24 protein-coding genes and 2 pseudogenes are annotated in these 26,674 nt (G+C 71.6%); 8 read left to right on the forward strand and 18 right to left on the reverse strand.

Annotated elements, in window-relative coordinates:
* Positions 1 to 95: 95 nt before the first annotated feature.
* Positions 96 to 2,498 (forward strand): Tex family protein, encoded by a 2,403-nt coding sequence (locus ACLJQZ_RS19775; protein WP_410621437.1) that lies wholly within the window; start codon positions 96 to 98, stop codon positions 2,496 to 2,498.
* Positions 2,499 to 2,586: 88 nt separating this feature from the next.
* Here ACLJQZ_RS19775 and ACLJQZ_RS19780 read toward each other — a convergent pair whose 3' ends face one another.
* From ACLJQZ_RS19780 to ACLJQZ_RS19795, 4 genes are all read right to left on the reverse strand, one after another.
* Positions 2,587 to 3,000: a hypothetical protein gene (locus ACLJQZ_RS19780; RefSeq protein ID WP_410621438.1), complete on the reverse strand. Its 414-nt coding sequence runs from the start codon at positions 2,998 to 3,000 to the stop codon at positions 2,587 to 2,589.
* A 93-nt stretch (positions 3,001 to 3,093) separates the two neighbouring features.
* Positions 3,094 to 3,855, reverse strand: a complete 762-nt coding sequence (locus tag ACLJQZ_RS19785) for a 2-keto-4-pentenoate hydratase (protein WP_410621439.1) — start codon at positions 3,853 to 3,855, stop codon at positions 3,094 to 3,096.
* Positions 3,852 to 4,301: a nitroreductase family deazaflavin-dependent oxidoreductase gene (locus tag ACLJQZ_RS19790; protein ID WP_410621440.1), complete on the reverse strand. Its 450-nt coding sequence runs from the start codon at positions 4,299 to 4,301 to the stop codon at positions 3,852 to 3,854. Before ACLJQZ_RS19790 ends, ACLJQZ_RS19785 begins: the two co-directional genes overlap by 4 nt.
* On the reverse strand, positions 4,298 to 6,004 hold the full coding sequence (locus ACLJQZ_RS19795) for an acyl-CoA dehydrogenase (protein WP_410621441.1): 1,707 nt from the start codon (positions 6,002 to 6,004) through the stop codon (positions 4,298 to 4,300). Before ACLJQZ_RS19795 ends, ACLJQZ_RS19790 begins: the two co-directional genes overlap by 4 nt.
* A gap of 237 nt (positions 6,005 to 6,241) precedes the next feature.
* Between ACLJQZ_RS19795 and ACLJQZ_RS19800 the strand changes: the two genes are divergently transcribed.
* The 3 genes from ACLJQZ_RS19800 to ACLJQZ_RS19810 all read left to right on the forward strand — a co-directional run bounded on the left by ACLJQZ_RS19800 (position 6,242) and on the right by ACLJQZ_RS19810 (position 9,285).
* Positions 6,242 to 7,834 carry a DEAD/DEAH box helicase gene (locus ACLJQZ_RS19800; protein WP_410621442.1) on the forward strand — a complete coding sequence of 531 codons (1,593 nt, stop codon included), beginning with the start codon at positions 6,242 to 6,244 and terminating at the stop codon, positions 7,832 to 7,834.
* 299 nt (positions 7,835 to 8,133) lie between these two features.
* Complete coding sequence (locus tag ACLJQZ_RS19805) at positions 8,134 to 8,763, forward strand: hypothetical protein (protein WP_410621443.1); 630 nt, start codon at positions 8,134 to 8,136, stop codon at positions 8,761 to 8,763.
* A gap of 153 nt (positions 8,764 to 8,916) precedes the next feature.
* Positions 8,917 to 9,285: a hypothetical protein gene (locus ACLJQZ_RS19810; RefSeq protein ID WP_410621444.1), complete on the forward strand. Its 369-nt coding sequence runs from the start codon at positions 8,917 to 8,919 to the stop codon at positions 9,283 to 9,285.
* On the opposite strand, the gene ACLJQZ_RS19815 is transcribed toward ACLJQZ_RS19810, so the two are convergent.
* The 5 genes from ACLJQZ_RS19815 to ACLJQZ_RS19835 all read right to left on the reverse strand — a co-directional run bounded on the left by ACLJQZ_RS19815 (position 9,240) and on the right by ACLJQZ_RS19835 (position 13,287).
* Complete coding sequence (locus ACLJQZ_RS19815; protein WP_410621445.1) at positions 9,240 to 10,085, reverse strand: SMP-30/gluconolactonase/LRE family protein; 846 nt, start codon at positions 10,083 to 10,085, stop codon at positions 9,240 to 9,242. The genes ACLJQZ_RS19810 and ACLJQZ_RS19815 overlap by 46 nt on opposite strands.
* Positions 10,082 to 10,459 (reverse strand): DUF1761 domain-containing protein, encoded by a 378-nt coding sequence (locus ACLJQZ_RS19820; RefSeq protein WP_410621446.1) that lies wholly within the window; start codon positions 10,457 to 10,459, stop codon positions 10,082 to 10,084. Before ACLJQZ_RS19820 ends, ACLJQZ_RS19815 begins: the two co-directional genes overlap by 4 nt.
* 84 nt (positions 10,460 to 10,543) lie before the next feature.
* Positions 10,544 to 11,431, reverse strand: a complete 888-nt coding sequence (locus ACLJQZ_RS19825; RefSeq protein ID WP_410621447.1) for an ABC transporter permease — start codon at positions 11,429 to 11,431, stop codon at positions 10,544 to 10,546.
* Complete coding sequence (locus tag ACLJQZ_RS19830) at positions 11,418 to 12,209, reverse strand: ABC transporter ATP-binding protein (RefSeq protein ID WP_410621448.1); 792 nt, start codon at positions 12,207 to 12,209, stop codon at positions 11,418 to 11,420. The genes ACLJQZ_RS19825 and ACLJQZ_RS19830 overlap by 14 nt, the downstream gene beginning before the upstream one ends.
* A 19-nt stretch (positions 12,210 to 12,228) precedes the next feature.
* Positions 12,229 to 13,287 (reverse strand): ABC transporter substrate-binding protein, encoded by a 1,059-nt coding sequence (locus ACLJQZ_RS19835; protein ID WP_410621518.1) that lies wholly within the window; start codon positions 13,285 to 13,287, stop codon positions 12,229 to 12,231.
* Positions 13,288 to 13,472: 185 nt separating this feature from the next.
* Between ACLJQZ_RS19835 and ACLJQZ_RS19840 the strand changes: the two genes are divergently transcribed.
* Positions 13,473 to 13,904 (forward strand): hypothetical protein, encoded by a 432-nt coding sequence (locus ACLJQZ_RS19840; protein ID WP_410621449.1) that lies wholly within the window; start codon positions 13,473 to 13,475, stop codon positions 13,902 to 13,904.
* Positions 13,901 to 14,302, forward strand: a complete 402-nt coding sequence (locus ACLJQZ_RS19845) for a hypothetical protein (protein WP_247061644.1) — start codon at positions 13,901 to 13,903, stop codon at positions 14,300 to 14,302. Before ACLJQZ_RS19840 ends, ACLJQZ_RS19845 begins: the two co-directional genes overlap by 4 nt.
* A 62-nt stretch (positions 14,303 to 14,364) precedes the next feature.
* Here the strand turns inward: ACLJQZ_RS19845 and ACLJQZ_RS19850 are convergent, their stop codons facing one another.
* From ACLJQZ_RS19850 to ACLJQZ_RS19870, 5 genes and pseudogenes are all read right to left on the reverse strand, one after another.
* A complete protein-coding gene (locus ACLJQZ_RS19850; protein WP_410621450.1) occupies positions 14,365 to 15,360 on the reverse strand; it encodes an S-adenosylmethionine:tRNA ribosyltransferase-isomerase in 996 nt (331 codons plus the stop codon).
* The gene (locus tag ACLJQZ_RS19855; RefSeq protein WP_410621451.1) at positions 15,357 to 16,031 is read right to left on the reverse strand and encodes an SDR family NAD(P)-dependent oxidoreductase; all 675 of its coding nucleotides are present in this window, start codon (positions 16,029 to 16,031) and stop codon (positions 15,357 to 15,359) included. The genes ACLJQZ_RS19850 and ACLJQZ_RS19855 overlap by 4 nt, the downstream gene beginning before the upstream one ends.
* Positions 16,032 to 16,075: 44 nt before the next feature.
* Positions 16,076 to 17,449 carry a purine-cytosine permease family protein gene (locus ACLJQZ_RS19860; protein WP_410621519.1) on the reverse strand — a complete coding sequence of 458 codons (1,374 nt, stop codon included), beginning with the start codon at positions 17,447 to 17,449 and terminating at the stop codon, positions 16,076 to 16,078.
* A gap of 88 nt (positions 17,450 to 17,537) precedes the next feature.
* On the reverse strand, positions 17,538 to 17,726 hold the full coding sequence (locus tag ACLJQZ_RS19865) for a hypothetical protein (RefSeq protein WP_410621523.1): 189 nt from the start codon (positions 17,724 to 17,726) through the stop codon (positions 17,538 to 17,540).
* A 125-nt stretch (positions 17,727 to 17,851) separates the two neighbouring features.
* A pseudogene (locus ACLJQZ_RS19870) lies at positions 17,852 to 18,530 on the reverse strand (NAD-dependent epimerase/dehydratase family protein); the annotation flags it as partial.
* On the opposite strand from ACLJQZ_RS19870, the gene ACLJQZ_RS19875 reads away from it, so the two are divergent.
* The gene (locus tag ACLJQZ_RS19875) at positions 18,418 to 19,968 is read left to right on the forward strand and encodes a sensor histidine kinase (protein ID WP_410621520.1); all 1,551 of its coding nucleotides are present in this window, start codon (positions 18,418 to 18,420) and stop codon (positions 19,966 to 19,968) included. The pseudogene ACLJQZ_RS19870 and the gene ACLJQZ_RS19875 overlap by 113 nt on opposite strands.
* A gap of 61 nt (positions 19,969 to 20,029) precedes the next feature.
* On the opposite strand, the gene ACLJQZ_RS19880 is transcribed toward ACLJQZ_RS19875, so the two are convergent.
* On the reverse strand, positions 20,030 to 21,994 hold the full coding sequence (locus ACLJQZ_RS19880; protein WP_410621452.1) for a protease pro-enzyme activation domain-containing protein: 1,965 nt from the start codon (positions 21,992 to 21,994) through the stop codon (positions 20,030 to 20,032).
* A 348-nt stretch (positions 21,995 to 22,342) separates the two neighbouring features.
* Positions 22,343 to 23,491, reverse strand: a complete 1,149-nt coding sequence (locus ACLJQZ_RS19885; protein ID WP_410621453.1) for an ROK family protein — start codon at positions 23,489 to 23,491, stop codon at positions 22,343 to 22,345.
* Between the two features lie 85 nt (positions 23,492 to 23,576).
* On the opposite strand from ACLJQZ_RS19885, the gene ACLJQZ_RS19890 reads away from it, so the two are divergent.
* Complete coding sequence (locus ACLJQZ_RS19890) at positions 23,577 to 24,848, forward strand: MGH1-like glycoside hydrolase domain-containing protein (protein WP_410621454.1); 1,272 nt, start codon at positions 23,577 to 23,579, stop codon at positions 24,846 to 24,848.
* Positions 24,849 to 25,176: 328 nt separating this feature from the next.
* On the opposite strand, the gene ACLJQZ_RS19895 is transcribed toward ACLJQZ_RS19890, so the two are convergent.
* Both ACLJQZ_RS19895 and ACLJQZ_RS19900 read right to left on the reverse strand, forming a co-directional pair.
* Complete coding sequence (locus ACLJQZ_RS19895; protein WP_410621455.1) at positions 25,177 to 25,803, reverse strand: TetR family transcriptional regulator; 627 nt, start codon at positions 25,801 to 25,803, stop codon at positions 25,177 to 25,179.
* A gap of 24 nt (positions 25,804 to 25,827) precedes the next feature.
* Positions 25,828 to 26,655: pseudogene (locus ACLJQZ_RS19900) on the reverse strand (alkaline phosphatase D family protein); the annotation flags it as partial.
* Positions 26,656 to 26,674 lie beyond the last annotated feature (19 nt).

A 26,674-nucleotide genomic window follows, 5' to 3' on the forward strand; every position in this document is an offset into this window, starting at 1 on the left:
GACACCGATGTCAGCCCCATCCGAAAGTCGGGGCGGTCGGAACGGCAGAATGGACGGATCGGATCCACCCGAGGGCGAAGCAGGAGCGTGTTGCAGTGAGCGTGTCGGTCGAGCAGAGGATCGCCGAAGAACTGGGCGTGCGCGAAGGACAGGTCAAGGCCACCGTCGAGCTGCTCGACGGCGGTTCGACCGTCCCGTTCATCGCGCGGTACCGCAAGGAAGTCACCGGCATGCTCGACGACGCGCAGCTGCGCACGCTCGAAGAGCGGCTGCGCTACCTGCGGGAACTCGACGAGCGCCGGCTCGCCGTGCTCGATTCGATCCGCAGCCAGGGCAAGCTGGACGAGGCCCTCGAGGCCTCGATCCTCGCCGCGGACACGAAGTCGCGGCTCGAGGACATCTACCTCCCGTTCAAGCCGAAGCGCCGCACGAAGGCGATGATCGCGCGCGAGGCGGGCCTCGAGCCGCTGGCCGACGGCCTGCTGAACGACCCGACCACGGACCCGCACGCCGCGGCCGCGGTGTTCGTCGACGCGGACAAGGGCGTCGCGGACGCGCAGGCCGCCCTCGACGGCGCCCGCTCGATCCTCGTCGAGCGCTTCGCCGAGGACGCCGACCTCATCGGCGACCTGCGCGAGAAGATGTGGGGTCAGGGCCACCTCGTGGCCAAGGTCCGCAGCGGCAAGGAGGAGGACGGCGCCAAGTTCTCCGACTACTTCGACTTCTCCGAGCCCTACACCAAGCTCCCCTCGCACCGGATCCTCGCGATGCTGCGCGGCGAGAAGGAGGAGGTCCTCGACCTCACGATGCTGCCGGCCGAGCCGACCGACGAGCCGCAGGTCGGGCCGACCGACTACGAGACGCGCATCGCCGCGAAGTTCGGCGTCACCAACGAGGGCCGCCCCGGCGACAAGTGGCTGAACGACACCGTGCGCTGGGCGTGGCGCACCAAGATCCTGCTGCACCTGGGCATCGACCTGCGGATGCGGCTGCGCCAGGCGGCCGAGGACGACGCCGTGCGCGTGTTCGCGTCCAACCTGCGCGACCTGCTGCTCGCCGCCCCGGCCGGCACCCGCGCCACGATGGGCCTCGACCCGGGCTTCCGCACCGGCGTCAAGGTGGCCGTCGTGGACGCGACCGGCAAGGTCGTCGACACCCACGTCATCTACCCGCACCAGCCGGCCAACAAGTGGGACCAGTCGATCGCCGAACTGGCCGCGCTGTGCGCCCGGCACCAGGTCGACCTGGTCTCGATCGGCAACGGCACGGCGTCGCGCGAGACGGACAAGCTCACCCAGGAGCTGATCAAGAAGCACCCGGAGCTGAAGCTGACCAAGGCGATCGTGTCCGAGGCGGGCGCGTCGGTGTACTCGGCGTCGGCGTTCGCCTCGGCGGAACTGCCGACCATGGACGTCTCGCTGCGCGGCGCGGTCTCGATCGCCCGGCGGCTGCAGGACCCGCTGGCCGAGCTGGTGAAGATCGACCCGAAGTCGATCGGCGTCGGCCAGTACCAGCACGACCTGTCCGAGGTCTCGCTGTCCCGCTCGCTCGACGCGGTGGTCGAGGACTGCGTGAACGCGGTCGGCGTCGACGTCAACACGGCGTCCGCGCCGCTGCTGACCCGCGTCTCGGGCATCACGACCGGGCTGGCGGAGAACATCGTCTCCCACCGCGACTCGAACGGCCCGTTCCGCTCCCGGACGGCGTTGAAGGAGGTCGCGCGGCTCGGCCCGAAGGCGTTCGAGCAGTGCGCGGGCTTCCTGCGCATCCCGGACGGCGACGACCCGCTCGACTCGTCGTCGGTGCACCCGGAGGCGTACCCGGTGGTCCGGCGGATCCTGACCACGACGGGCACGGACCTGCGCGCGCTCATCGGCAACACGCGGACGTTGTCGTCGCTTCGCCCGGCCGACTTCGTGGACGAGACGTTCGGCCTCCCGACGGTGACGGACATCCTGGCGGAGCTGGACAAGCCGGGCCGCGACCCCCGCCCGGCGTTCAAGACGGCGACGTTCGCCGAGGGCGTCGACAAGATCGGCGACCTCAAGCCGGGGATGCGCCTGGAGGGCGTCGTCACGAACGTGGCGGCCTTCGGCGCGTTCATCGACGTGGGCGTCCACCAGGACGGCTTGGCGCACGTTTCGGCGCTGTCGAAGAACTTCGTGAAGGACCCGCGCGAGGTCGTGAAGCCCGGCGACATCGTGAAGGTGAAGGTCCTCGAGGTCGACGTGCCGCGCAAGCGGATCTCGCTGACCCTCCGCCTGGACGACGAGCCTGGTGCGGCTTCGTCGTCCCGTGGTGGTGGGGGCGGCGGTCGTGACCGGGGTCAGCAGGGCGGCGGCGGTGGCGGTGGTCAGCGCCGGGGCGGTTCCGGTGGCGGCGGCGGTCAGCGCGGTGGCAGCGGTGGCGGCGGTGGCGGCCGGGGTGGGAACTCCGGCTCCTCGAGCAGCAGCGGCTCGATGGCGGAAGCGCTTCGCCGGGCCGGGTTCGGCAAGTAGGCACCAAAGCCGTGAAGGCCTCCTTACCGGCTCTTATGGCCGGGAAGGAGGCCTTCACGGCTTTTGGCGAGCCCGGCGGCGTTCCGGCTCACTTCAGCGCTACCAGGCCCACCACGAACAGCCCTGCCGGGACCGCGGCCGCCGACAGGCTGATCAGCCACGTGCCGCCGCGCCAGCCGACCGGCGACGCGTCCAGCACCATGCCGCGCACGAGCGCCGCCTCGACGACCGCCGTCAGCAGGAAACCGAGGCCCACGCTGAAGATCGACGCCGCGCCGACGAAGAACAGGCCCGACGTCGACGCCGCGGCGAGCGGGGCCGCGACCTCCCAGCGCACCAGGCCCGCGGTCGCCGCGAGCAGGGCCAGCAGGAGCACGAACGCGACCAGGAACCCGACCCGCGCACTCGTCTGGTGCTGGCCGCGGGTGAACAGCCAGAACCCCGCGTCGAGCGCCGCCACGACCACGGCGAGCACGACGAACCCGGCACGGAAAGTCAGCACATGATCACCCTAGTGCCCGGACGCAGCTACCGGTCGTGAGTGGTAATGAGGATTAGAACCCTCATTACCACTCACGACAACCGGCACCGACCGTCAGACGAAACGCGCTTCGACGTGGCCCAGCGTGCCGAAGTCGGCGAGCACGTGGCCGCCCGCGTGGATCGGGCACGGCGGGGTCGCCGTGCCCGTCGTCACGACGTCGTCCGGGCGGAGGCGGTGGCCCGTGCGGGCCAGTTCCGTCGCGAGCCAGTGCAGCGCCAGGCGCGGGTCGCCCAGGACGAGGCCGCCGTGGCCGCGGGCGAACTCCGCGCCGTCGGCGTGCAGGACCACCGCGTGGCCCGGCAGGTCGAGGTCGCGCCAGCCCGGCACGGCCCGTCCTTCGACGAACCGGCCCGCGCACGCGACGTCCGCCAGCAGCTGCGGGCCGCCCGCGGCGCGGTGGTCGGTGTAGCGGCTGTCCGGCATCTCGAGCGCCAGGAACATCGTGTCGACCGCGTCGAGCACCCCGCCGAGCGACGGCGCCGGGCCCGGGTCGGCCTTCATGCGGAAGGCGAACTCCGGCTCGGCGACGCCCATCGTCATCGTGTCGGCCGGCACCGGCGTGCCTTCGAGCTGGTGGAAGCGCTCGAACAACGCGCCCGGCAGCGGCCCGGGGACGCCGAGGTGCTGCTGGGCGTACGCCGTGGTCGCGGCGATCTTCCAGCCGCTCACCGGGCCGGCCAGCTCGGCCAGCGCGGTCTGGGCCGCCATGCCCTCGGCGGCGTCACGCGGGCGGACGTCGGCCGGGAGCCCGTCCAGCCGCTCGCCGGTGCGCCACGCGTCCCAGAGCAGCTCCGCCGCCCGCTCGTGCCTCACGCCCGCGATCTTGCCAACCGGAACACCGGGTGTCGATCGGCTTCCGCCGCGAACGCCTCGACGGGGCCGCTGCCCTTGGCGTCGAAGTACGGCGCGGTGACCGGGATCTGCCGCACGTAGGCCTGCAGCACCGGCGCCGCGGTGGCGGCGTCGGCCTCCTCGACCTCCCACGTCTCGTGCTCGCGGCCGCGGCTCAGCCGGGCGACGGCGTCGGCCCGCAGGTTGTGCACCCAGGCGACGGCGCCGTAGGGCGCGACGAGCCACCGGTCGCCGCCGACCTCGACGACGTTTACCGGTGTCGTGCGCTCGAGACCGCTCTTGCGGCCCTTCGTCGTCAACAGCACGCCGCCCTTGCCCGCGGCCGGGACGCCGCGCGCGAGCAGCGGCTTCACCAGCGCGTTGACGGTCTTCCGCAGCGTTCCCAGCCGGTACTCCCTGGCCATCATGGGTGCATAGCGTAGGCCCCGGAGAGGTCGCGGACGAGCGCCCAGACGGCGTCGAACCGCGCTGCGTCGACGACCGGTTTGCGCAGCGCCGCCAGCGCGATGGCCTGCTGGGCCTCGGTCGAGCTCGGCTTCCCGTTCAGGTCCACCGCGGCGAGGCTGAAGTCCTGCACCAGCACCGCGAAGATCTGGTCGACGACCTGTTCGTCGAGCCCGGTGATGCCGGCCTGCTCCAGGATCAGCTGGCCGTAGACGACCAGGGTGAACAGCTCGGTGAGGGCGAGGCCGAAGTCGAGGTCGGCCTGCTGGGCCTCGTCCGGCGTCGCCTCGGTGAGCAGCTTCACCAGCGCGCCGGCCTGCTCGGTGAACAGCGCGACGTTCGGGATGTGCGACGCCTGCGCGTACGCGGCCCGCCAGTCGTGGAAGCGGACCTTCGACAGCCCGCGCGCCGGGCCCTGGCGGAAGAGGAACTCGTCGTCCGCGGCGTCGGTGCGGGTCGGCACCGGGGCGTACTCCTGCGGCGAGAACAGGTACGCGGGCATGAACTTCGCGATCAGCGCGAGGTTCACCGCGACCGTGCCTTCGAGCTTCGGCAGGCCGTCGATGTCGTTCTTGGCCATCGCGAGGTAGGTGCCGGCCTCGAAACCCTTGGCCGCCACGACGTCGGCGACCAGGCCGATCACCTTCTGCGCCTCGGTGGTCACCTTCATCTTGGTGATCGGGTTGTAGAGCAGGTAGCGGCGGTCGTCCGCGGAAGCCGTGCGGAAGTAGTCGACGGCGCGGTCGGAGAACAGCTTCATCGCCGTCAGCCGCGCGTAGGCCTCGACGAACTCGCGGCGGACGTGCGGGAAGTTCGTCACGGGCTTGCCGTAGAGGACGCGGTTGTGCGCGTGCGTGATGGCCTCGTACAGCGAGTGCGTCGCCATGCCGATGCCGCCGAAGCAGAGGTTGAACTTGCCGATGTTGACCGTGTTCAGCGCGGCGCTGAAGGCCTCGGCGCCGACGTGCAGGAGATCTTCGGCGTGCACCGGGTAGTCCTCGAGCCGGAACTCGGCGACGTACATCTGCGACGGCACGACGTTCTTCACCACGTGGTAGTTCGGGTGCTCGGCGTCGGCGTAGAAGAAGACGTACTGGTCCGGGCCCTCGACGCCGTCGATCCGGCCGAACACCGCGACCGTGCGGGCGACGTTGCCGTTGCCGATGTAGTACTTCGACCCGGTGGCGCGGTAGCCGTCGCCGTCCTTGGTGAGCACCAGGTCCGAGGAGTAGATGTCGGCGCCGTGGTCCTTTTCGGACAGTCCGAACGCGCCGACGCCGCCGGCGTCCAAGGCGTCCGCCGCGCGCTTGCGGGCGACGTCGTTGCCGCTCTGCCACACCGGTCCCAGGCCGAGGATCGTGACCTGCCAGGGATACCAGTAGTTCAGCCCGTAGAACCCCAGGATTTCCGACAGCGCGGCGACGCGGCTGGTGTCCCAGCGCTTGTCCGGGTTGCCGTCGGCGTTCGCGGCGGGCGTCAGGAAGGTCGAGAACAGGCCTTCCTTGCCGGCGAACTCGAGGAAGTCCGCGTAGAAGGTGCGCGCGTGGTAGTCCTCGGCCAGCTTCGCCTTGCCGCGCTGCTCGAACCAGTCGATGGTGGCCCGGAGCAGCCGGCGCGTTTCGGCGTCGAAGTGGGCCGGGTCGTACTCGTGCGGGTTCAGCAGCATGGGGTGAGCCTCCTTGATTACCGACCGGTAACTTAGCAAGGCGATCCTGGTGCGGGCAATCTCACTAGGAGTACGTCACTCGCGTTGGGTACACTGATCTTGCGGGCCGCTCAGTTCTGCCTCGGCCCGCTGCTGTTGTCGACTACCACGCGCCGCGGCCGTTGACCGGTCTGCGCCGGGCAGGACAACCCTTCTCAGGTTATGGAGACCAGGGCGCAGCCGCGCCCGCATGCACTTATGAGCACATTTGCTGAACTCGGCCTGCCCACCACGCTCGTGGACGCGCTGGCCGCTCAGGGCGTCACCGAGCCCTTCCCGATCCAGGCGGCGACCCTGCCGCACACCCTCGCCGGGCGTGACGTGCTCGGCCGCGGCCGGACCGGCTCCGGCAAGACCTACGGCTTCGTGCTGCCCGTGCTGGCCCGCCTCTCGGCGGGGCCGACGCGGCGCAAGCCCGGCCGTCCGCGCGCGCTGATCCTGGCGCCGACCCGTGAGCTCGCGACGCAGATCGAGGCGTCCATCCTGCCGCTGGCCAAGCCGCTGGGCCTGCGCACGACCACCATCTTCGGCGGTGTCTCGGCCAACCCGCAGATCACCAAGCTGCGCGACGGCGTCGACATCGTCGTCGCCTGCCCCGGCCGGCTCGCCGACCACATGCGCTCCGGGCACGTGAAGCTCGACGCCATCGAGATCACCGTGCTCGACGAGGCCGACCACATGGCCGACCTGGGCTTCCTGCCCGAGGTGCGGCGGATCATGGACGCGACGCCGTCCCGCGGCCAGCGGATGCTGTTCTCCGCGACCCTGGACAACGGCGTCGACGTGCTGGTCAAGCGCTTCATGAGCAACCCGATCACGCACAGCGTCGACTCGGCGCAGTCGCCGGTCTCGACGATGGAGCACCACGTCCTGCACCTCGAGGAGACCCACCGGCTGCCGGTGCTGGTCGACCTCACCGCGGCGCCGGGCCGCACGCTCGTGTTCACCCGGACGAAGAGCCGCGCGAAGGCGCTGACCCGCAAGCTGGTGGCGTCGGGTGTCCCGGCCGTCGAGCTGCACGGCAACCTCGGCCAGAACGCGCGCACGCGCAACCTCGAGGCGTTCTCCTCGGGCGCGGCCAAGACGCTGGTCGCGACGGACATCGCGGCCCGCGGCATCCACGTCGACGACGTCCGGCTGGTCATCCACGCCGACCCGCCGGTCGAGCACAAGGCGTACCTGCACCGCTCGGGCCGCACCGCGCGCGCCGGCGCGTCCGGCACGGTCGTCACGCTGATGACCGACGAGCAGGTCCGCGACGTCCGCGACCTCACCCGCAAGGCCGGCATCAAGCCGACCACCACCCAGCTCGGCCCGGGCCACCCGCTGCTGGCGGAGCTGGCCCCGGGCGAGCGGTCGTTCACGGCGGCGCCGAAGCGGCCCCCGGTGGACAACCGCCCGAAGAAGGTCACGGCCTCGGGCGCGGCCCGCCCGGCCCGCGTGCGCGACGGTGAAGAGCGCCCGGCCCGCGGCGGACGTCACGGTGGCGCGGGCGCGCCGAAGGAAAACCGCGGCGGCCAGCGGGCCCGGGCGAACTCTCAGTCCCGCCGCGACGACCAGCCGCGTTCGGACCGCCGCACGCAGTCTTCGGAGCCGGGCCGCGGCTCGGGTTCGGGCCGCAGGTCGGGTGCCCCGGCGGCGGCCGGAGCTTCGGGTTCTGCCGACCGCCGTGGTTCCGGCGGCGGCGGTCGCCGTGGCGGCGCCCCTGCCGCCGGCGCGGGCGCCGGCCGGTCGGGCGGCGCGGCGGCGTTCTCCTCGGGCACCCGCGCGGGCGCCCGCCGAGGCCGCTGACCTTCGCACCTAGCTGACATCGACCCCCGGGCTCCGGCCCGGGGGTCGAGTCGTCTGCACGGTGACGGCGTCTGTGGGTGGCCGGCTTTCGCCGATGCCGCTCCACGAGAGATCACACGTCACGCCGGGCATCTGACTGCGGATCAGAAGGTCGCACCTTCGCTGGCGATCCGTAACAGGCAAGGCCCGGTGGTCGACCAACCGTCATAACTACGATCGAGGGGGTCGGACGTCAGCTGAGGCCTGGACGATCTGCAGGGTGCTACGTCGGCGCCGCGTGAAGGAGTGAGGTCGGTGCAGTGAACGGCTGGACGCTCGCGTTGATCCTTTACCCAGCTGCAGCTGTTGGAAGTTTCGTGCCAGTTGGACGGGCGCTGCTCAAGGGGGTTGACCTGCATCCCGGCGGCCCGTCGTTTGACGAGTCCCCGCATTTCTCCGAAGAGGCCAGGAAGCTGCTTGATCAGCACTTTGAACGCCTTCGCGGCACGCTGGGTTACTGGAAGACACAGGCGAGCAAGTACAAAGCGTTCCACACGTATTGCCTGGTCTGGATCACGCTGTCGACTGCATCCGTGCCATTCTTGTCGCAAGCCATCACTGACGACGCTCAGTCCAAGTGGCTGTTGACCATCGTCGGTGCACACGCCGCGATCTTGCTCGCATTCTCGCGAGCTTTCAGGGTCGAGAACAACTACAAGGCGTTTCGACACGGCGAGTCCGAGTTCTATGACTTGTACAGGCGACTACTAGACCGGCCAAGGCTGTTCGGCCTGACCGAGCAGCAACAGCTGGCGGCTTACTTTGAGCAAGTGGAGATTGTTCGTCGTTCGATTCGAACCTCGGAGACGGACAATTTTCCCTCTGTCGACGAGATCGCACCGGTGCGGCCGGCAAACGGAGGGGACTCGCCAAGTCAGTCCGCCCCATGACGGCGAAGTGACGGCGGGCATGTACACGGGAGCCAGTTCTGGCAGCGGCTCGGTCAGCCCTGGCAAACAACCCGGACCGATGACAACTCCGCGTCGGGCCGGGTCGCGCGGCGATCACCGGGGTCCGGCCGCGGCCGTGGCATGCTCACGGCCATGGAGGACACGGAACTGGTGCAGACCGGGATCGGCCTGCTCGCGTCGGTCTACCGGCTTCGGCGGAACCTGCGCGACGGCAACGACGAGTCCGGCTCGAGCGGGTACCCCGAGCTGCTCGAAGGGGCGTTCGACTTCACCATGACCGCGGACATGAACGTCCCGGCGGAGCACGTCGCCGATGTCCAGCACATCGTCAACCAGGCCGTCGACCAGCTGGCGCACCGCCAGGAGGCCGTCATGCGCGGCCTGCTGATGGGGTTCGTCAAGGTCGTCGAGGCCTATGAGGAAGAGCAGCCCGAGCCCGACGTGCTGGAGGTCCTTCAGCAGCTCTCGCTCGAGGTGGCGACGGCCCCGCCGGAGGACTGACCGACCGGGTGGGTCAGGATCCGGCCCGTCCGGGGGCCGCCGACGCCGTCCAGGCCGTGCCACTCCTGGGCCACCAGGTACAGCGTGTCCTCGCTCAGCGCGCACGCGAAGCACCCGCGGTCCAGCTCCACCCGCTCCAGGACTTCGCCGCCTTCGCGCACCCGCGTGCACGACTTGCCCGGGACGTCCGCCACCCAGATCGCGCCCGACGCGTCGAGGGCGATGCCGTCCGGGACGCCGTCGCCGAGGTCCGCCCACACCCGGCGCTCGCTCAACGCGCCGTCCGGTGACACGGTGAACGCCGCCAGCCGGTTCGCGTACGACTCCGCCACGACCAGCGTCGAGCCGTCCGGGGTCAGGGCCATGCCGTTGCCGAACGCGATGTCGTCGGCGACCTGGCGAGCCACGCCGGCCGGCGAGACGTGCCAGACGCCGCCGGGGCGGTACGCCTCCCCCGCCATCAGGTCGAAGCCGCCGCCGTTGACGTAGCAACCACCGTCCGCGGCCACCACGATCTCGTTGTAGCCCTTCCCGCCCAGGTCGGCGTGGGTGGACAAGGAGCCGTCCCGGGACAACCGCAGCAACAGACCCTGCGACGACGAGACGATCAGCGGGTCGCCGTCCAGGAAGCCGAAGCACATCGGCATCGTCGGGAAGTCCGCGCGGAACACCACTTCGCGCTCCCCCGCCGGCGTGACCGCGACGATCTCGTGCGCCAGCCAGTCGGCGAACCACAACCGGCCGTCGTGCCAGCGCGGGGACTCGCCGAACGCGATCCCGTCGATCAGCACCCCGGTCATCGCCACACCCCCAGCACCAGCGCCACGACCACGATCTTCACGAGCCAGTCGCCCGCGTGCAAGGCGGCCAGCCGCACCGGCACGTTCTCGTGCAGCACCGACCCGGCCAGGATCAGCACCGGGAAGCCCACCCAGAGCACCAGCGCCAGGCCGAGCGCACCCGCGACGCCGTCGACGCCGACCGCGGTGCTCAGCCCGGCGAACACCGTGACCAGCGCCAGGGTCCGGACGAACTCCGCCGCCATCTTCCACGGCGCCGGACGCTCGGCGGCCGCCTCGCTCAGACCGGCCCAGACCGTCCCGAACGCCGTGTACCAGGCGGAACTCACCACGAACCCCGCCACCGAGGCCACCAGCACAGCCATGACACCCATCGCCATCTCCTTCGCGTAGGACCTGCTTGCGAAGGGGACGTCGACGCCGTCAGCGGCGCTTCGACACGCCGCGCGGAAAAGTTTCTAGAGCGACGACGTGAGCCCGCGGGCCCGCAGCACCGAGCGCTCCAGCGGGCGGAACACGATCAGCTCGATCCCGACGCCGACCAGCAGGATCAGGAAGATCGCCGCGATCACCGTCTCGATGCTGTTGAGCGAGGAGCCCTGGTTCAGGTACGCACCGAGGCCGACGCCCAGCTGCGGGGACAGCGCGATCAGCTCGGCCGCCATCAGCGAGCGCCACGAGAACGCCCAGCCCTGCTTGAGCCCGGCGAGGAAGCCCGGCAACGCCGCGGGCAGCAGGATGTGCCGGGCCGACGACAGCCGGCCCGCGCCCATCACCTGGCCGACACGCGGCAGGATCGGCGGGATCTGGTCGATGCCCGAGACCAGGCCGTTCGCGATCGACGGCACCGAACCGAGCAGCACGACGAAGTAGATCGCGCCGTCGTTGATGCCGAACCACAGGATCGCGGCCGGCACCCACGCCACCGACGGCAGGCTCTGCAGCCCGGTCAGCAGCGGCCCGATCGCGGCCCGCACCACGCGGACCTTAGCGACGAGCAGCCCGAGCGGCGTGCCGAGGACGACTCCGGCGATGAAACCGAGCGCGGCGCGGTGCACCGATGTCCAGACGAACCCGAACACCTCACCGGTGACGACGTGGCTCCAGAACTCGTCCCAGACGGCGATCGGCGCGGGCAGCTGCGTCTCCGGCCAGAACGCCGCGGCCCACAGCAGCTGCCAGACGACGACCAGCACGACGATCGCCAGCACCGGGGGCAGGAAACCCCAGGCGAACCGCTTCCAGAAGCTCGGCCGGCGGTCGCCGACCGGGGTGTCGAGCGAGTCCAGTCCGGCGCCGACGGCGTCGAGGTCTTCGACATCTGCGGACCGGTCAAGCTGCGGCATGGGTGCTGATCACCTCTCGCAGGTGGCCGGTGATCTCTTCGGTCAGCTCCTCGGCGTCGGCCAGCGGCACGTCCACCCACTCGCGCACGACCCGCCCGGGCCGCGACGACAGGAGCACCACGCGCTGCCCGAGCCGGACCGCCTCGCGCACGTCGTGGGTCACGAACAGCACCGACGTGCCGGTGCTGCGGTAGACGCGCAGCAGCTCACCCTGCAGGACGTCGCGGGTGATGGCGTCGAGCGCGGCGAACGGCTCGTCCATCAGCAGCAGCGCCTGCTCCGGGTCGCCGCCGACGCGCAGGGTCGCGGCCAGCGCGCGGGCCAGCGCGACGCGCTGGCGCATCCCGCCGGACAGCTCGTGCGGCCGCTTCGCCCCGGCGTCGGTCAGCCGGACCAGGTCCAGCAGCTCGGCGGCCTTCTCGCGGCGCTCGGCCCGGCCGAAGCCGGCGAGGCGCAGCGGCAGCTCGACGTTGCGCGCGGCGGTCAGCCACGGCATCAGCGCGGCTTCCTGGAACATCACCGCCGGCCGGGACGTCGTGAGCGTGATCTGCCCCGCCGACGGCGCGTCCAGGCCCGCGACCAGGTTCAGCAGCGTGCTCTTGCCGCAGCCGGACGCGCCGAGCAGGCAGACGAACTCGCCCGGCGCGACCGTCAGGTCGACGCCGTCCAGTGCGACCACCGCGTTCCCGCCCGTGCCGAACGTCTTGCGCACACCGTCCAGCCGCACCGCGGCCACGCCGGTGTGCCCGGTCCGGCCACTCGGGAGGGTCGTGGTCATCGCAGGCTGCCTCTCCGGATCACTTGACGAGCTCGGGCGCGTTCACGGCGGGCTGGTTCTGGACCTTGAGGACGTCGTTGAGCGGGCCGAAGTCGGCGAAGCCCTTCAGCGCGACGACGCTCTTCACGACGCCCGCGGTCACCGAGTCCTGCGCGAGCTGCGGGAACTCGGCGGGGATCGGGTCGGAGGTCAGCTCGATGTTCGAGAACGCGCGGTCGATGACCGCCGGGCTCAGGCTGCTGCCGGCCAGCTCCTTGAGCGCGCCGTTGACGACGGTCTTCGCGTCCGCCGGGTTGGCCTTCGCCCAGTCGATCGCGGCCAGCTGGCCCTTCAGCACGGCGCGGACGGTGTCCGGGTGCTCCTGCAGGAACTGGCTGCGCACGATGACGACGGTGGTCGGGAACCGGCCGCCGGGCCACAGGTCCTTCTCGTCGACCAGGACCTTCGCGCCGGCGTCGAGGACCAGCCGTGACGACCACGGCTCGGGCAGCCAGCCGCCGTCGACCTCGCCCTTCTTGAAGGCGTCGAGCGTCTTCGAGTTGTCCAGGTTGGTGATCTTGACCTGGCCGGTCAGGCTCTTGCCGGCGAGGAACTTCTTGAGCGCGACGTCCTGGGTGTTGGCCAGCTGCGGGGTGGCGATGTTCTTGCCCTTGAGCGCGTCGACGCTCGCGATGTCCGGCTTGACGACCAGCTGCGCGCCGCCCGAGACCGCGCCGGAGATCAGCTGGATGGTGCCCTTGGACTTGGTGAAGGCGTTGATCGCCGGGCCGGAGCCGATGTAGGCGATGTCGAGGGAGTTGCCCAGCAGCGCGTTGACCTCGTCGGGGCCCGCGTTGAACGTCTGGGTGGTGAGCTTGGTCGAGCCCAGTTCCTGCTTGAAGAAGTCCTTCTTGACGCCGATCAGCGCCGGGGCGTGCGTGACGTTCGGGAAGAACCCGAGCCGGACCTCGGTGGCGGCGCCCGCGTTGGCGGCGGGGGCGGTGTTCTCCGCGGCGCGGGAGCAGCCGGCGAGCACGCCCACGACGGTCAGGGCGGCGAACGCCGAGGCCAGGAAGCGGGTTCTGTGGTGGGAGCGCACGTCAGCGTCGCCTTTCACGGGGTCGATGTCGGGGGCGAGGTTCGCACGGTCACCCACTGGGGCGCATAGCCATCCGCATCCCGGGAAAACGAGTGAGATTCCTTGACATCGGCGATTCAGGCGCCTACGTGCAACCTCCTGGGCCGCTCGCGCGTGGTTCTCCCGACGACTTCCGAGGGGGAGCTGTGGAACCTGACGCGCGAAACCGGCTGACGATCCAGCTGGTGCTGCTGATGTGGGCGGGTCTCGGGCTGGGGCCGATCGGCGCCGACTGGCTGGAGACGACGGGCCTGGGCGAGTGGCCGGCCGTGGGGGCGGTCGCCGCGGCCCCGCTGCTGGGTCTGCTGGCCGGTCTAGCGGTCTGGGCGCTCTCCGGGAGGCCGCGCCCACGGGCCGCGTTCCTGCCGGACTGGGCGGCCGTGCTGTCCCTGGCCTTCGCCATGACGGGCCTGGTCACCGGCACGGCGTCGCGGGGTCACCTGTTCGTGTTGATCGTCCTGACGGGCCTGGCGTTGATCGTTCTGCTGGTCGTCGCCATCGAATTGCGGGCCGCGGGCAACCGGACGCGTCATCCGGACGTGGTACAGGTGACCACGGACTTGGGAGGGATGACATGACGAGCACCGCACACCGTGCCGGCCAGGGGGCCACCATCCGCGTGGCGCTGGTCGTTCTCTTCGTCGGGCTGGGCCAGGCGTCGTTCGAATGGCTCCGGTCGCTGGGGATGGACGCCGTGACGAGCATGGTCGTCTGGGCCATCCCGGTCGCCACCGCGGCGGCCGTTTCGCTCGTGCTGTGGCTGGCGTCGGACCGCGCGTTCGCGCTGCGGACCTGGCTGCCGGTCAGCCTGTGCATTCCGGTGTACCTGGGCGGCCTCTTCGGCCTGGCGACCGGCACGGCGAGCCTGGTGGCCTCGATCGTCAGCGGCGTCGGCCTGGGGATCACGGTCGTCGCCGTGGCCGGCCTGTACCGGGCCCGCCGCCAGGACGACGCCCGCGAACCGGCCCGCCAGTAGCGGATGTCCGTGAAGGCCTCCTTACCGGCTCTTATGGCCGGTAAGGAGGCCTTCACGGCGTTTCAGCGGCGCAGGAGCAGGGAGACGTCGCCGAACTCGTGCCACAGGTAGCGGTGGTCGACAGCCGCGTCGTAGGCGCGCTGGACCAGCTCCGGGCCGGCCACCGCCTCCAGGAGCAGCAGGTGGGACGCGTCCGGCGCGTGCAGGCCCGTGACGATGCCGTCCACCACCCGGGCCGGGCGGTCCGGGCCCAGGACCAGGTCCGTCCAGCCTTCGGACGTCCCTTCGGCCGCCGATTCGAGGGCGCGGGCCGCCGTCGTGCCCACCGCGATCACGCGGCCGCCGCGGGTGCGGACCCACGAAACCAGCGCGGCGGTCGTCGCGGGCACCCGGAAGCGCTCGGCCTGGGGTGGCTCGCCGGTCTCCAGCGACGACACCCCGGTGTGCAGCAGCAGCGGCGCGACCAGCACGCCCTCGGTCACCAGGCGGGTGACCAGCGCGTCCGTGAACGGCCGGGCCGCCGACGGCATCTCCGCGCTGCCCGGCTCGCGGGCGAACACCGTCTGGTAGTCGCTCAGCGGCCACGCGCGCGGGACGTAGCCGTAGCGGATCGGGCGGCCGCTCGCGGCCAGCAACCCGGGCACCGGCACCGACGCGGCCGCCTGCCACAGCCGCGCCCGACCCGGCACGTGCTCGGCGAGCAGCGTCAGCGACGCGCCCCCGGGCAGGTCCAGGCGCTCTCCCGCCCGGCCGTCGAGCAGCGGGCCGCCGGGGGCGCGCAGCTCGATCACCCACGCGCCGTCGTCCAGCTCGGTCGAGAAGTGGACGACGACCGCGTGCCCGCCGCGCCGCGCGTCGACCGCCGCCGGCAGTGTGCCGGACGTGTTGACGACCAGCAGGTCCCCCGGCCGCAGGTGATCGCCCAGCGCGCTGAACACCGTGTGGTGCACCGCGGACGGGCTCGCGACCAGCAGGCGGACCTCGTCGCGCGCCACCCCACGGGCTTCCGGTGGCGCCGACGCCGACAGTTCGCCGGGCAGGTCGAACCGGACGCTCATGCGGGCACCAGCAGGTCGGCGGCGCGGTAACGGCCGCTGGCCGGACGCTCGTCGAGCAGCCGCAAGAACGCCGGGACCGCCGTCTCGGGCAGCGGCCGGTCGGAGATGTCCTCGCCGGGGAAGGCGAGCTGGTGCATCGCGGTGCGCAGGTCGCCGGGGTCGACCGCGTAGACGGCCAGGTCCGGGTGCTCCGTGCCGAGCACGGCGGTGAGCTGGTCGAGCGCGGCCTTCGCGGAGCCGTAGCCGCCCCAGCCTTCGTAGGCTTCGACGGCGGCGTCCGAGCTGACGTCGACGATCGTGCCGCCGGCCTTCGTCAGGGCGGGCAGCAGCAGCTGGGTCAGCGCGAGCGGCGCGAAGACGTTCACGCGGTAGACGTTTTCCAGCTCTGCCAGGGGATAACGGCTCAGCGGCGGCAGTGGGCTGACGCCGAGCGTGCCGGCGTTGTTGACGAGCAGGTCGAGCCCGGAGCCGACGGTGGCGGCGAGTGCGGCGCGGTGGTCCGGGTCGGCGACGTCGCCGGGGACGGGGGTGAAGCCCGCCTCCCGGGCCGCGGCGGTCAGCGCGGCCGCGTCCCGGCCGTCGCCGACGACCGTCCACTTGCGACTCACCAGGGCCGCGGCGAGGGCCTTCCCCAGCCCCGCCGAGGCGCCGGTGATCAGTGCGACTGGCATGGTTCCTCCTTGCAGGGGTACCACACCATCGTTGAACCTCTACATTAGTCGAGGTCAACCGGACGGCGGCCGCGCAGCAGGAAATACGCTGCCAGCGAAACGACGAACCCGACGTAGTAAGCGAGATCGGCGCCGTGCAGGGCCGCGGCGACCGGGCCGGTGTAGAGCGACGTGTTCATGAACGGCACCGCGGCGCCAAAGCCCGCGACGAACGCCACGACGGCGGCCCAGGGACGCGTGGTCGTCGCGGCGCGAGTGTCCACCGGCCGGCCGCCGCGGGTGCGCCGCAGCCAGTCCGGGAGCACGACGCCGAGGAACGGCGGGATCCAGTAGCTGACGAACAGCAGCACGTTCTGGAACTTCGCCGCCAGTTCGCCGCTGTGCATCCAGAGGATCAGCGCGAACGCGAGCACCGTGACGAGAACCGCCGACACCGGGCGCCGCAGCCGGACGCCGACGGTCTGCAGCGCCAGGGATCCGCTGTAGTCGTTCATCGCGTTGGACGACACCGCCGCGAGCGCGATCACCGCGAGGGCCAGCGAACCGAGGAAACCGCCGCCGAGCAACGTCGCGACGCCGGTCGCCGTCTGGTCGCCCAGCGACGACCCGAGCGCGAGCCCGAGGCCTTCGCCGATCGCGTACGACGCCGTCAGACCGAGGAGCGTGAACCAGAAGACGCCGCGCGACGACGTGTCCGCGGGCAGGTAGCGGCTGAAGTCCGAGGCGTACGGCGCCCAGGAGATCGCCAGCGACAGCGCGATCGTCGAGAACAGCACGACGGCGCCGGTGTGGTCGCCGCCGGTGGCCGTGTCGGCCGTCGCGACCGGGTGTCCGGAAAGGACCTTCACGGCGAGCGCGGCGAACGCGAGCACCAGCAGGACACTCATCACGGCCTGCACGCGGTGGATGAGCGCGTAGCCGAAGACGCCGAGCGCGCACTGCAGGACCAGCACGATCAGCACCGCGGCCCAGAACGGCAGCCCGGTCAGCTCGGCCAGCGCCTCACCGCCGAACAGGCCGACCAGTGCGTCCCAGGCGATGGAACCGAGCCACTGCACCAGGCCGGGCAGCACGACGCCGCCGCCGAACGGCAGCCGCGCGAGCGGGAGCTGGCCGGTGCCGGTGCGCGGGCCCCAGGTGGACAGGTAGGCCACCGGCAGCGACCCGAGGACCGTGCCGGCGAGCATCGCGACCAGGCCCGTCCAGAAGCCGAGGCCGAGAGACGCGGCGAGGGTGCCGGTGAAGACCGCCGTCATGGTCAGGTTCGGCGCGAACCACACGCTGAACAACCGCCACGGCCGCCCGAACCGGTTGCCCTCCGGCACCGGCGTGATGCCGTGGGTTTCGATCGCCAGGTCCGAGCCCCCGGCGGGCATCCGCCCGCCGAAGACCTCGGCGTCGAGACCGCGTCCGCTCATGTCCTGCCTCCACTCGGGTGATCGAGGCAACCCTAGGGGATGCGTGATCACCCACCGGCCCGGCGAGCTCGCGACCGGGCCTCGACGGTCAGTGGTGGTTGGTGTGGAAGGTCCAGGCGTCGGCGACGATGTCGCGCAGGTCGGGCCGGCCGGGCTGCCACCCCAGGTCCTTCCGGGCCTTCTCACTGCTCGCGACGGTGACGACCGCGTCACCGTCGCGCCGAGGGGCGAGCACGACCGGGATGGGGTGCCCGGTGACCTCGCGAACCGCGGCCACGACCTGCATGTTGGTGTAGCCGTTGCCGTTGCCCAGGTTGTAGATCTCGTGCCGGCCGGGCTCGGGTAGTCGTCGCCGTACATCTGCAACCGCTCCCGCTTGCCCGCCGCGACCTGCACCACGATGGGGATGAGGTGGCTCTCCGGGTCGTGTCGCTCGCCGAGGTCGCCGACCGCGCCCGCCGCGTTGAAGTAGCGCAGGCTAGTCGCGCCGAGGCCGAACGCCGCGGCTTCCGCGGACAGCATCAGGTCGACCATGAGCTTGCTGGCCGCGTAGGGGTTGCGTGGTTCCACCCTGGCGGTCTCGTCGCCCTCGCCCCGGTACATCGAACCGGTCGACGAGAAGATCAGGCGCCGGACGCGCGCCGTGCGGGCCGCTTCCAGCAGCGCGAGGGAGCCGCGCACGTTGACGTCCAGTAGCGGTCCGGCCGGGAAACGGACTCCGCGACCTCACCTTCACCTCGTGCCCGGCCGCCAGCAGCGCCCGGGTCACCACGCTCCCGATGTAGCCCGCACCGCCCGTGACCAGCAGTTTCACCGTGAGGCCCTTCCTCGCCGAATGGTCAGGGGAGCTTAGCGACCCAGCCGGCCGCGAGTGCGCGGCGCCACACCGTGCCCGGACGGCCGCGCGGTGTAACGCGGCGGGCCGAACGGGCGAATCACGGTTAGCCGTCCGGGGAGGGGTTCGCGTGGTGCAGCACCCCCGGACCGTCGTGCTGACCGGGCTGCTCAGCCTCGGCTTCGGCCTCGGCGTCACCGCGCTGACGCTCAAGGTCGCCGACGGCAGCCACGCCGCGCTCGACACCGCGCTCAGCACCACCACGGGGTTCCTGTTCCTGCTCGCCGGCGCGGTCGCGCACGTGCGGCGCCCGGCCAACGCGATCGGCGTGCTCATCGCGCTCGTCGGCGTCGCGCTGTTCCTCGAAGACCTGCAGTTCACCGCGAACCCGGTGCTGTACACGCTCGCCGTGCCGCTGCGGGCCGCGTCCAGCCCGGTGATCGCGCACCTGGTGCTCGCCTTCCCGCACGGCGGGCTCCGGTCGCGGTGGGAACGGCTGCTCGTGGCCGCGTCCTACCTGGTCGTGCTCGGCCTGGGGGTGCTCGGGCTGCTGTTCGGCGACGACCCGCGCGACCTGCTGGCGATCTCCGCCGACCACGACGGGCGCGGCCTCGCCGACCGCGTCCTGGGCCTCGCGGCCGCGGTGATCAGCGCCGGCGTCCTCGTGGTGCTGCTGTACCAGTGGCTGACCGGCCGGCTGCCCCAGCGGCGGCTGCTGTCGCCGGTGATCGCGATCGCCCTCGTCGGCGCCGCGACGTCGGCGGCGGGCACCGCGCTCGGTGATGCCAGCCCCCTGTGGGAGCCGCTGCTCGGGATCTACCGGATCGCGTTCTGCCTGTGGCCGCTGGCGTTCCTGGCCGGCGTGCTGCGCGCCCGCGTCGGCAACGCCGAGATGACCCGGCTGCTGCTGGAGCGCGACGGCACCGGGCTGGCGGCGCTGGTGCAGGACGACGAGGTGTGGAAGGACAGCCGCTCGATCGACGCGCTCAACGCGGCGGCCGGGCTGGTGCTGGACAACCAGCGGCTCACCGCCGAGCTCGAACAACGGCTGGCCGAGGTGCGCGCGTCGCGGGCCCGGCTCGTCGCGGCCGGCGACGAGGAGCGCCGCCGGCTGGAACGCGACCTCCACGACGGCGCGCAGCAGCGGCTGGTCAGCGTCGTCCTGTTGCTGCGGATGGCCAACCGCCGCGCGGAGCTGCCACCGGCGGTCGGCGAGCTGCTGACGAGCACGGTCGACGAGCTGCAGACGGCGATCACCGAACTGCGCGAGCTGGCCCGCGGCATCCGCCCGGCGATCCTCACCGAGGCGGGCCTGGTCGCGGCGGTGCGGTCGCTGGCGGACCGCGTCCCGATGGAGGTGGCGCTCTCGGTCGGCACCGTCCCGCGCCTCGACGCCGCGGTGGAGGCGACGGCCTACTACGTCACGTCGGAAGCGCTGACGAACACGTTGAAGCACGCGCGGACCGGCCACGCGGACGTCCGCATCGCAGTGGCCGGTGCGCGGCTGCGGGTCGAGGTGACGGACCGGGGCGTGGGCGGCGCGGACCCCGGCGGCGGCTCGGGGCTGGCCGGGCTGAGCGACCGCGTCCAGGCCCTGGGCGGCGAGCTGTGCGTGGAGACTTCCGGGGAAGGCACGACGATCCGCGCGGTCATCCCCCTCGCAATGCGGCCTAAAACGCCGTGAAGGCCTCCTTACCGGCCATAAGAGCCGGTAAGGAGGCCTTCACGGACCTCGATGGAGCTGACTAGACGAGGAGCAGGAACAGCAGCCCGCTGGGCGAGCCGAGGCCGGTCACGTCGTCGTAGCCCTTGGTGGTGTGGATCGTCAGACCCTGGTAGTCGAACGTCCGCACCGAGCGGAGCAGACCGTCCGACGCGTCGACCGCGTTGGCGTAGTCGACCCGGGCCACCGCGGCGTCCACGTGCTGCACGTCGCTGATCGCCTTGGTGCGGGAGGTCAGCTTGTAGATCACGGGGTTGATGAAGCCGTGGTGGAAGTGGTCGAAGCTGTCGGCCACCGCCATGATGCCGGCGAACACCGGCGACGCGAGGCTCGTGCCGCCGATCCGGTACTGGTCGTAGTGCGCACCCTCCGGGAAGGTCTGCGTCTGGCCGACCAGGAAGCCGGTGTTCGGGTCACCGATCGCGGAGATGTCCGGAACCACGCGGCCCTTGTTGCCGGCCGTCTGGTTCTTCGTGGACAGCGCGTCCGGAACGACGCCCTTCTGGTAGAAGGGCTGCGGGAACAGGCGGCTCGTGCCACCACCGGAACCGGAGGTGTAGTTGGCCGGGCCGTAGACGCCGTTGGTCAGCACCGACTTGCTGGTCTCCCAGCCGGTCTCGAAGATCTTCTGGCCGTTCTTGCCGATCGCGATGGACGTGCCACCGACCGCGGTGATCCACGGCGCGGAGGCGGAGAAGTCCGGCGACGGCGTGCCGAGGCGCGCCACCTCGTCACCGTTGTCGCCCGAGGAGAAGTACACGCCGATGCCCTCGAGGACCGCCTGCAGCGAGATCTGGTTGAAGACCTTGACCTCGTCGGCCGGGATGTCCTCGCCGGTGTCGCCGTAGGAGTTCGACACGATGTCGGCCTTGTGGCCGGCGATCACGTAGTTCAGCGCCACGTCGAGGGCGTTGTCCTCGCAGGACTCGCCGCCGACGTAGAGGATGTTCGCACCCGGGGCGAGACCGTGGGCGGCCTCGACGTCGAGGGTCTCCTCGCCGTACCAGCCCGCCGCGTCACACTGGTCCGGCGGCTCGAGAACCGGGTTCGCCGGGAAGATGTGCTGCGAGAACTGGCTCTGCTTCAGCGGGTGCTGCGGGTCGTTCTTCTTCGCGTACGTGCTCGCGTCGGCGTAGATCGTCGGCGAAGCGAAGGCGTCCACGATGGCGATCGTGGTGCCGTGGCCGTCCGCGCCGAACCGCGCGGCCTGGTCGACACCGTAGGCCGAGCGGAGCTGGGCCGGGGTGTAGCCACAGGGCGCGTACGGCAGCTGCTTGCCGTTGTAGGCGGGGTCGGTGGTGTCGACCTTCTCGCCGTAGTAGGAGCTGCACGGCGGCGCGTTGCGGAAGCCGGGACCGGGCGCGACGTCCGACGGCTGGACCGACTTGGTCGCCTTGCCGGAGTCGATGCCGTCCGTGTGGTCCGGCTTGAACAGGTTGGTCGCCTGGTCCACGCCGACGACGCCGAGCACGTCGTTCGCCAGGTTCGCGGGCACCGACAGGTTCTTGTCGGCGGCGCGGAGGGTCTGGCCCTTGACGCTGTACTTGCCCAGCTTGACGCCGAACGCGTTCTGCGTCTGGCCGGCGGTGCCGGTGGCCTCGACGTAGGCGCGGTTCGACGGGATGTCACCGATGCTGAAGCCGCTGCCGGTCAGCCACGCCTTGACGGCGTTGACCGTCGCGTCGCCGGCCGCGAAGCGGTCCCGCACCTGGTCGGTGCTCAGGAACTGGCGGTAGGTCTTGCTGTCCGGGTCGGACACGGCCTGGGCCAGCGCCTCGGCTCCGGCGTTGTCGCGCTGGTTCAGGTAGACGCGGAAGCTCAGCTTCGCCGCGGGCGCCGTGTCGGCGACCTTCGCCTGCGCGTTCGCCCACAACGGGTGCGACTGCGGAATGTCCTGACGCCCCTGTGCCGACGCCGCTGCCGGCATGGCCGCGGTGAGACCACCCACCACCGCGAGCGAAAGGAGCAGGGTGGAGCTTCTTCGCACAGAAATCTCCCTCTTCTGATTCGGCCCAGGTAACGGACCTAGAACACCGGACGAGACTAGATCGGGGTTCCGGCCCCGGGGAAGTACTTGCGGAACCGTTATCTGGTCGCGAATTCACCGGATCCGGAGCGCGGGACGGAAATCCGATTTGTCGTCCGAAATACGCGAGGATTGCTCCGCGATGCGCGGTAAGTCCGTTTCGTGGCCGTATTACGGACCACGCGATCGGAGTACCCGCCACCTACGAAAGTCGGTTGCTCCGTCCACTCCGGACAGTCCCGCGATGACGGCACTTAGGCCGTCAGCAACCGGCTCGGCCGGTGATCCGGGTCGGGCCGCGGCCCGGCGTCAGGCCTGCGCCGCCAGCCGGCGATCCACTTCCACCGGGGAAAACACCGACTCCACGACCATCGCCACCGCGCCGCCCACCGCGAGCCCGGTACCGCCGATCTCCACCTGCAGGCTCTGCGTCGCCCGCGGCAACGCGCGCCGGTACAGCACCTCGCGGACGCCGGCCACGAAATGCGGCTCGGCCAGGTCGCCCGCGATCACCAGGACGCCCGGGTTGACCACCGACACCAGCGTCGCGAGCACCTCGCCCACCTGGCGGCCCGCGAACCCGGCCAGCCGGACCGCCGCCGGTTCGCCGGCCACGATGCGATCGCGCACGCCCGAGCCTGACGTCGTCGGCAGGCCCTGCTCGGTCAGGCGCGCGGCCAGCGCGCCGCCGCTGGCGACCGCCGCGAGGCAGCCCAGGGAGCCGCACATGCAGCGGGCCTCCGGGAACGCCGGCAGCCGGATGTGCCCGATGTCGCCGGCGCCGCCGTCGACCCCGCGGTAGACCTCGCCGCCGATGACCAGGCCGGCGCCGATGCCGGTGGACACCTTGACGACCACCAGCGCGGGCGACTCCGGGTGGCGCGCGCGGTGCTCGCCCAGGGCCATCAGGTTCGCGTCGTTGTCGACCAGCACCGGGGCGCCGAACCGCTCCCCCAGGTACTCGCCGATCGGGTAGCGGTCCCAGCCCGGCATGATCGGCGGCTGCGTGACCCGCGCCTGCCCCGGTTCGACCGGCCCCGGGACGGAGATCCCCACGCCGCAGACCGGCAGGTCGACGTCGGCGAGCAGCTCCTCGAACCACTCCGCGATCCGGCCGAGCACGGGTTCCGGGCCGTCGGCGACGCGCACCGGGCCCTCGCGGCCCCCCAGCCGGCGTCCGGACAGGTCGGTCAGCGCGGCTTCGGCGTGCATCGTGTCGACGCTCGCGGCGAGGACGACGGCGTGCCGGTCGTCGAACCGCAGCTGCCGCGCGGGGCGGCCGCCGGTGGAGTCCTCCTGCCCGCCTTCGGCCAGCAGGCCCGCCGACTGGAGCAGATCGAGCCGCGCGGTGAGCGTCGAGCGAGACAGCCCGCTGCGCGTGAGCAGGGCCTTGCGCGTGGTCGCCTGACCGGTCCGGACCAGTCTCAGCAGCTCACCGGCGCTGGTCGGCGTGGTCATCCGGGCCCCCTTCGCTGTGGGTCACATCATCCCAGGGGCCACTTTTGTCCATTGACAAGACATAAGTAGGAGATAGATTGGACACATGGACGTAACATGGGGGTCCGCTGAGGCTGTGCTGGCCGACAACTGGATCGGCGCGTCCACCGTGCCTTCGCGGGGGTTGTACCCGCACCAGTGGAGCTGGGACTCCGCCTTCATCGCCTTCGGCCTGCGCCACCTGGCCCCGGAGCGCGCCCGGCGCGAGCTGGTGACGCTGTTCTCCGCGCAGTGGCGCGACGGCCGCGTCCCGCACATCCTCTTCAACCCGGACACCCCGCCCGAGGCGTACTTCCCCGGCCCCGCGTTCTGGCGCGCCGGGCGGACGTCCGGCCTGATCCAGCCGCCGGTGCACGCGCGCGCCGTGCTGGCCGTGCACCGCGCCGACCCGGCCGGTTCCGGCGCCGAGACGTTCCTCGCCACGCTCTACCCGAAGCTCAAGGCCTGGCACGGCTACCTGCGGACCTACCGCGACGCCGGCGGGCGCGGGCTCGCCTCGATCGTGCACCCGTGGGAATCGGGGATGGACAACAGCCCGGCGTGGGATGGCCCGCTTTCGCGCGTCACGCCCGCCGACCCGGCCGGGTTCGTCCGCCGCGACCTGGAGCACGGCCACGCCGCCGACCGCCCGAGCGACGAGGACTACGGCCGCTACGTCCGGCTCGCCTCGGCCTACCGCGACAGCGGCTACCTCGACGCGCGCTGGGCCGACGTCGACGGCGGCTTCACCGTCGAAGACCCGGGCCTCAACGCGCTGCTGGCCGACGCGGAGCTCGCGCTGGCCGAAATCGCCGAGGTGCTCGGCCTGCCCGCGGCCGCCGCCACGCACCGCGACAGCGCGGCCCGCGTCGCCAAGGCGCTGCAGGAAACGTTGTGGGACAGCAAGTCCGGCTTCTTCTTCGCCCGCGACGTCCGCACCGGCGAGCGCACCCGCGAGTACACCTGCGCCGGGTTGCTGCCGCTCGTGCTGCCGGATCTCGCTGTCGCGCCCGCGTTGCTGGCCACCGCCACCGGCCCGCGCTTCCGGCTCGGCCAGGTGCACGGCGTCCCGAGCTACGACCTGACCGCGGCGGACTTCGACCCGGGCCGCTACTGGCGCGGCCCGTCGTGGTTCAACGTCGGCTGGCTGGTCCGCCAGGGGTTGCTGCACCACGGCGAGCACGCGCTGGCCTCGTGGCTGCGCGACGACCTCGTCGAAACGGCCACGCGCACGGGTTTCGCGGAGTACGCGGACCCGTTCACCGGCGCGGGCCACGGCGCCCGCTCGTTCGGCTGGACCGCGGCGCTCACCGTGGACCTGGTGTCCACCGCCGGCTGACGGCCGGCCCAGCCGCGTCGGGGGCGGGTGGGCCGGCCGCCGCTTCGGGTTGTGCTGTGCCGGGCCGACGACGCCATCACCCAGGCCCGACGTGCCGCGAGCGCCAGAAAGCGTTTTCCACGGCTGACCGGGGGACCCGCACCACCCCCAGCCGGGTGCGGGTCCCCCGTTGTGCGATGGTGCGGTGCTCCGGTTTTCGTGGCGGCGAACCGGTCCTGACACCGGAGACCTCTGCCGGCTTCGGTGTCCTATCAGGATTTTCGCAGTCTACCTTCGCGAAGGCCGCGGCGAACGTGCATTTTTCATGGTCCACACCATGAATCGGGCATCAGCCGAAACCTACGCCGGACGACAGCAGGCCGAACGCCCGATCGGCGGCGGCGACCGCGTCCGGATGGCGCCGCTCGGCCGGAATCCCCGCCGCGACGGCGTCCATGTTCGCCGTGGACAGCAGCCGGCGGACCGCCGCGATCTGGGCCGCGGCCAGTTCGGCGTCCGGCGCGGGCACGCCCGCCTCGGTCAACGCGGCCGTCAGTGCCGCCTCCCCCGCGGAGACGAACTCCGCCAGCCGCGCCACCAGCGCCGGGGTGCCGGTGACCAACCGGAACACCGCGACGACCTCGGGGGCGTCGCACAGGCCGGTCACCGGCTCGCGCTCGGCGAGGCCGCGCAGGAACGCCTCCCGCAGCGCCGCCAGCGGCCCCTGACCCGGGCGGCGCGCGCGGACGACGTCCGCCGCGTCCGTCTCGTGGTCGGCGAACCGGTGCAGCACCAGGTCCTCCTTGCTCGGGAAGTAGGCGAAGAGGGTCCGCTTGGACACCTCGGCCACCCGCGCCACCTCGGCGACCCCGACGGCGTCGAACCCGCGCTCCAGGAAGAGCGTGATCGCCGCCGTCGAGATCGCCGCCCGCGTGCGGAGCTTCTTGCGCTCCCGCAGGCCCAGTTCATCGGTCACGTCACTCAGCGTAGCGCCCGGGCTTCAGACCTTCTGCAGGCCAGGCGTCCCTGCTTGCACTACGTAGCTGGCGTCGTTCTTGATGACCACCTTCGCCGGGTCGTAGACGCTGGTGTCGGACGTCGTCATGAAGTCCGCCCGCGTCTGCGACGGCGTGGCCGTGACGCGGACGTAGCCGCGCTCGCCCTTGCAGTACTTGACGTGCGGGTTGTTCGCCAGCCACGCCGCGCTCGGCGGGGTCGCGGTGTCGCTGTTGCTCGTCACCGACGTCGTGACGAGCTCCGAGCCGATGAGCGGGTCGCTGTGGTCGAAGTAGTCCAGGCGCAGGTCGGCGGCCCAGTGCCGGTGGACGTCGCCGGTCAGCACGATCGGGTTGGCCACCTTCCGGTCGACCCAGCCCTTGGCGATCCGGTCGCGTGAGGCCTCGTAGCCCTGCCAGGAGTCGGGGCTCTCGCAGGTGGCCTTGTTGCCGTCGCCGTCCCGCGTGGCGAAGAAGACCTGCTGGCCGAGGAAGTCCCACGTCGCCGGGTGCGACTCGAACTGCTTGAGCAGCCACGCCTCCTCCGTGGCCCCCAGGATGCTGCGCGAGGTGCTGCGCATGTCGGCGCAGGCCGGGCCGGCCGAGCCGGACGGGTCGGCGACCTGGGCGTTGCGGAACTGGCGGGTGTCGAGCATGTGGAACCGGGCGAGGTTGCCCCACATGAGCTGGCGGTACAGCTGGATCGACGAGCCGTTCGGCTTGGCGGTCGAGCGGATCGGGGTGTGCTCGTAGAACGCCTGGAACCCGGCGGCCTTGCGGGTGGCGGGCGCGGGCGAGGTGGTGCCGTTCCAGTTGTTCATCACCTCGTGGTCGCACCAGGCGCGTCAACTG

It is taken from the genome of Amycolatopsis sp. cmx-8-4, from assembly GCF_046548675.1.
GTDB lineage: Bacteria > Actinomycetota > Actinomycetes > Mycobacteriales > Pseudonocardiaceae > Amycolatopsis.

Bases quoted from the DNA above. Each gene is read 5' to 3' on its own strand.
- ACLJQZ_RS19790 (WP_410621440.1), bottom strand. From the start codon at position 4,301: ATGATGGCCAGGGAGTACCGGCTGGGAACGCTGCGGAAGACCGTCAAC.
- ACLJQZ_RS19820 (WP_410621446.1), bottom strand. From the start codon at position 10,459: ATGGGTGTCATGGCTGTGCTGGTGGCCTCGGTGGCGGGGTTCGTGGTG.
- ACLJQZ_RS19845 (WP_247061644.1), top strand. From the start codon at position 13,901: ATGACGAGCACCGCACACCGTGCCGGCCAGGGGGCCACCATCCGCGTG.
- ACLJQZ_RS19890 (WP_410621454.1), top strand. From the start codon at position 23,577: ATGGACGTAACATGGGGGTCCGCTGAGGCTGTGCTGGCCGACAACTGG.
- ACLJQZ_RS19860 (WP_410621519.1), bottom strand. From the start codon at position 17,449: ATGAGCGGACGCGGTCTCGACGCCGAGGTCTTCGGCGGGCGGATGCCC.
- ACLJQZ_RS19810 (WP_410621444.1), top strand. From the start codon at position 8,917: ATGGAGGACACGGAACTGGTGCAGACCGGGATCGGCCTGCTCGCGTCG.
- ACLJQZ_RS19855 (WP_410621451.1), bottom strand. From the start codon at position 16,031: ATGCCAGTCGCACTGATCACCGGCGCCTCGGCGGGGCTGGGGAAGGCC.
- ACLJQZ_RS19830 (WP_410621448.1), bottom strand. From the start codon at position 12,209: ATGACCACGACCCTCCCGAGTGGCCGGACCGGGCACACCGGCGTGGCC.
- ACLJQZ_RS19850 (WP_410621450.1), bottom strand. From the start codon at position 15,360: ATGAGCGTCCGGTTCGACCTGCCCGGCGAACTGTCGGCGTCGGCGCCA.
- ACLJQZ_RS19885 (WP_410621453.1), bottom strand. From the start codon at position 23,491: ATGACCACGCCGACCAGCGCCGGTGAGCTGCTGAGACTGGTCCGGACC.
- ACLJQZ_RS19795 (WP_410621441.1), bottom strand. From the start codon at position 6,004: ATGCTGCTGAACCCGCACGAGTACGACCCGGCCCACTTCGACGCCGAA.
- ACLJQZ_RS19800 (WP_410621442.1), top strand. From the start codon at position 6,242: ATGAGCACATTTGCTGAACTCGGCCTGCCCACCACGCTCGTGGACGCG.
- ACLJQZ_RS19815 (WP_410621445.1), bottom strand. From the start codon at position 10,085: ATGACCGGGGTGCTGATCGACGGGATCGCGTTCGGCGAGTCCCCGCGC.
- ACLJQZ_RS19825 (WP_410621447.1), bottom strand. From the start codon at position 11,431: ATGCCGCAGCTTGACCGGTCCGCAGATGTCGAAGACCTCGACGCCGTC.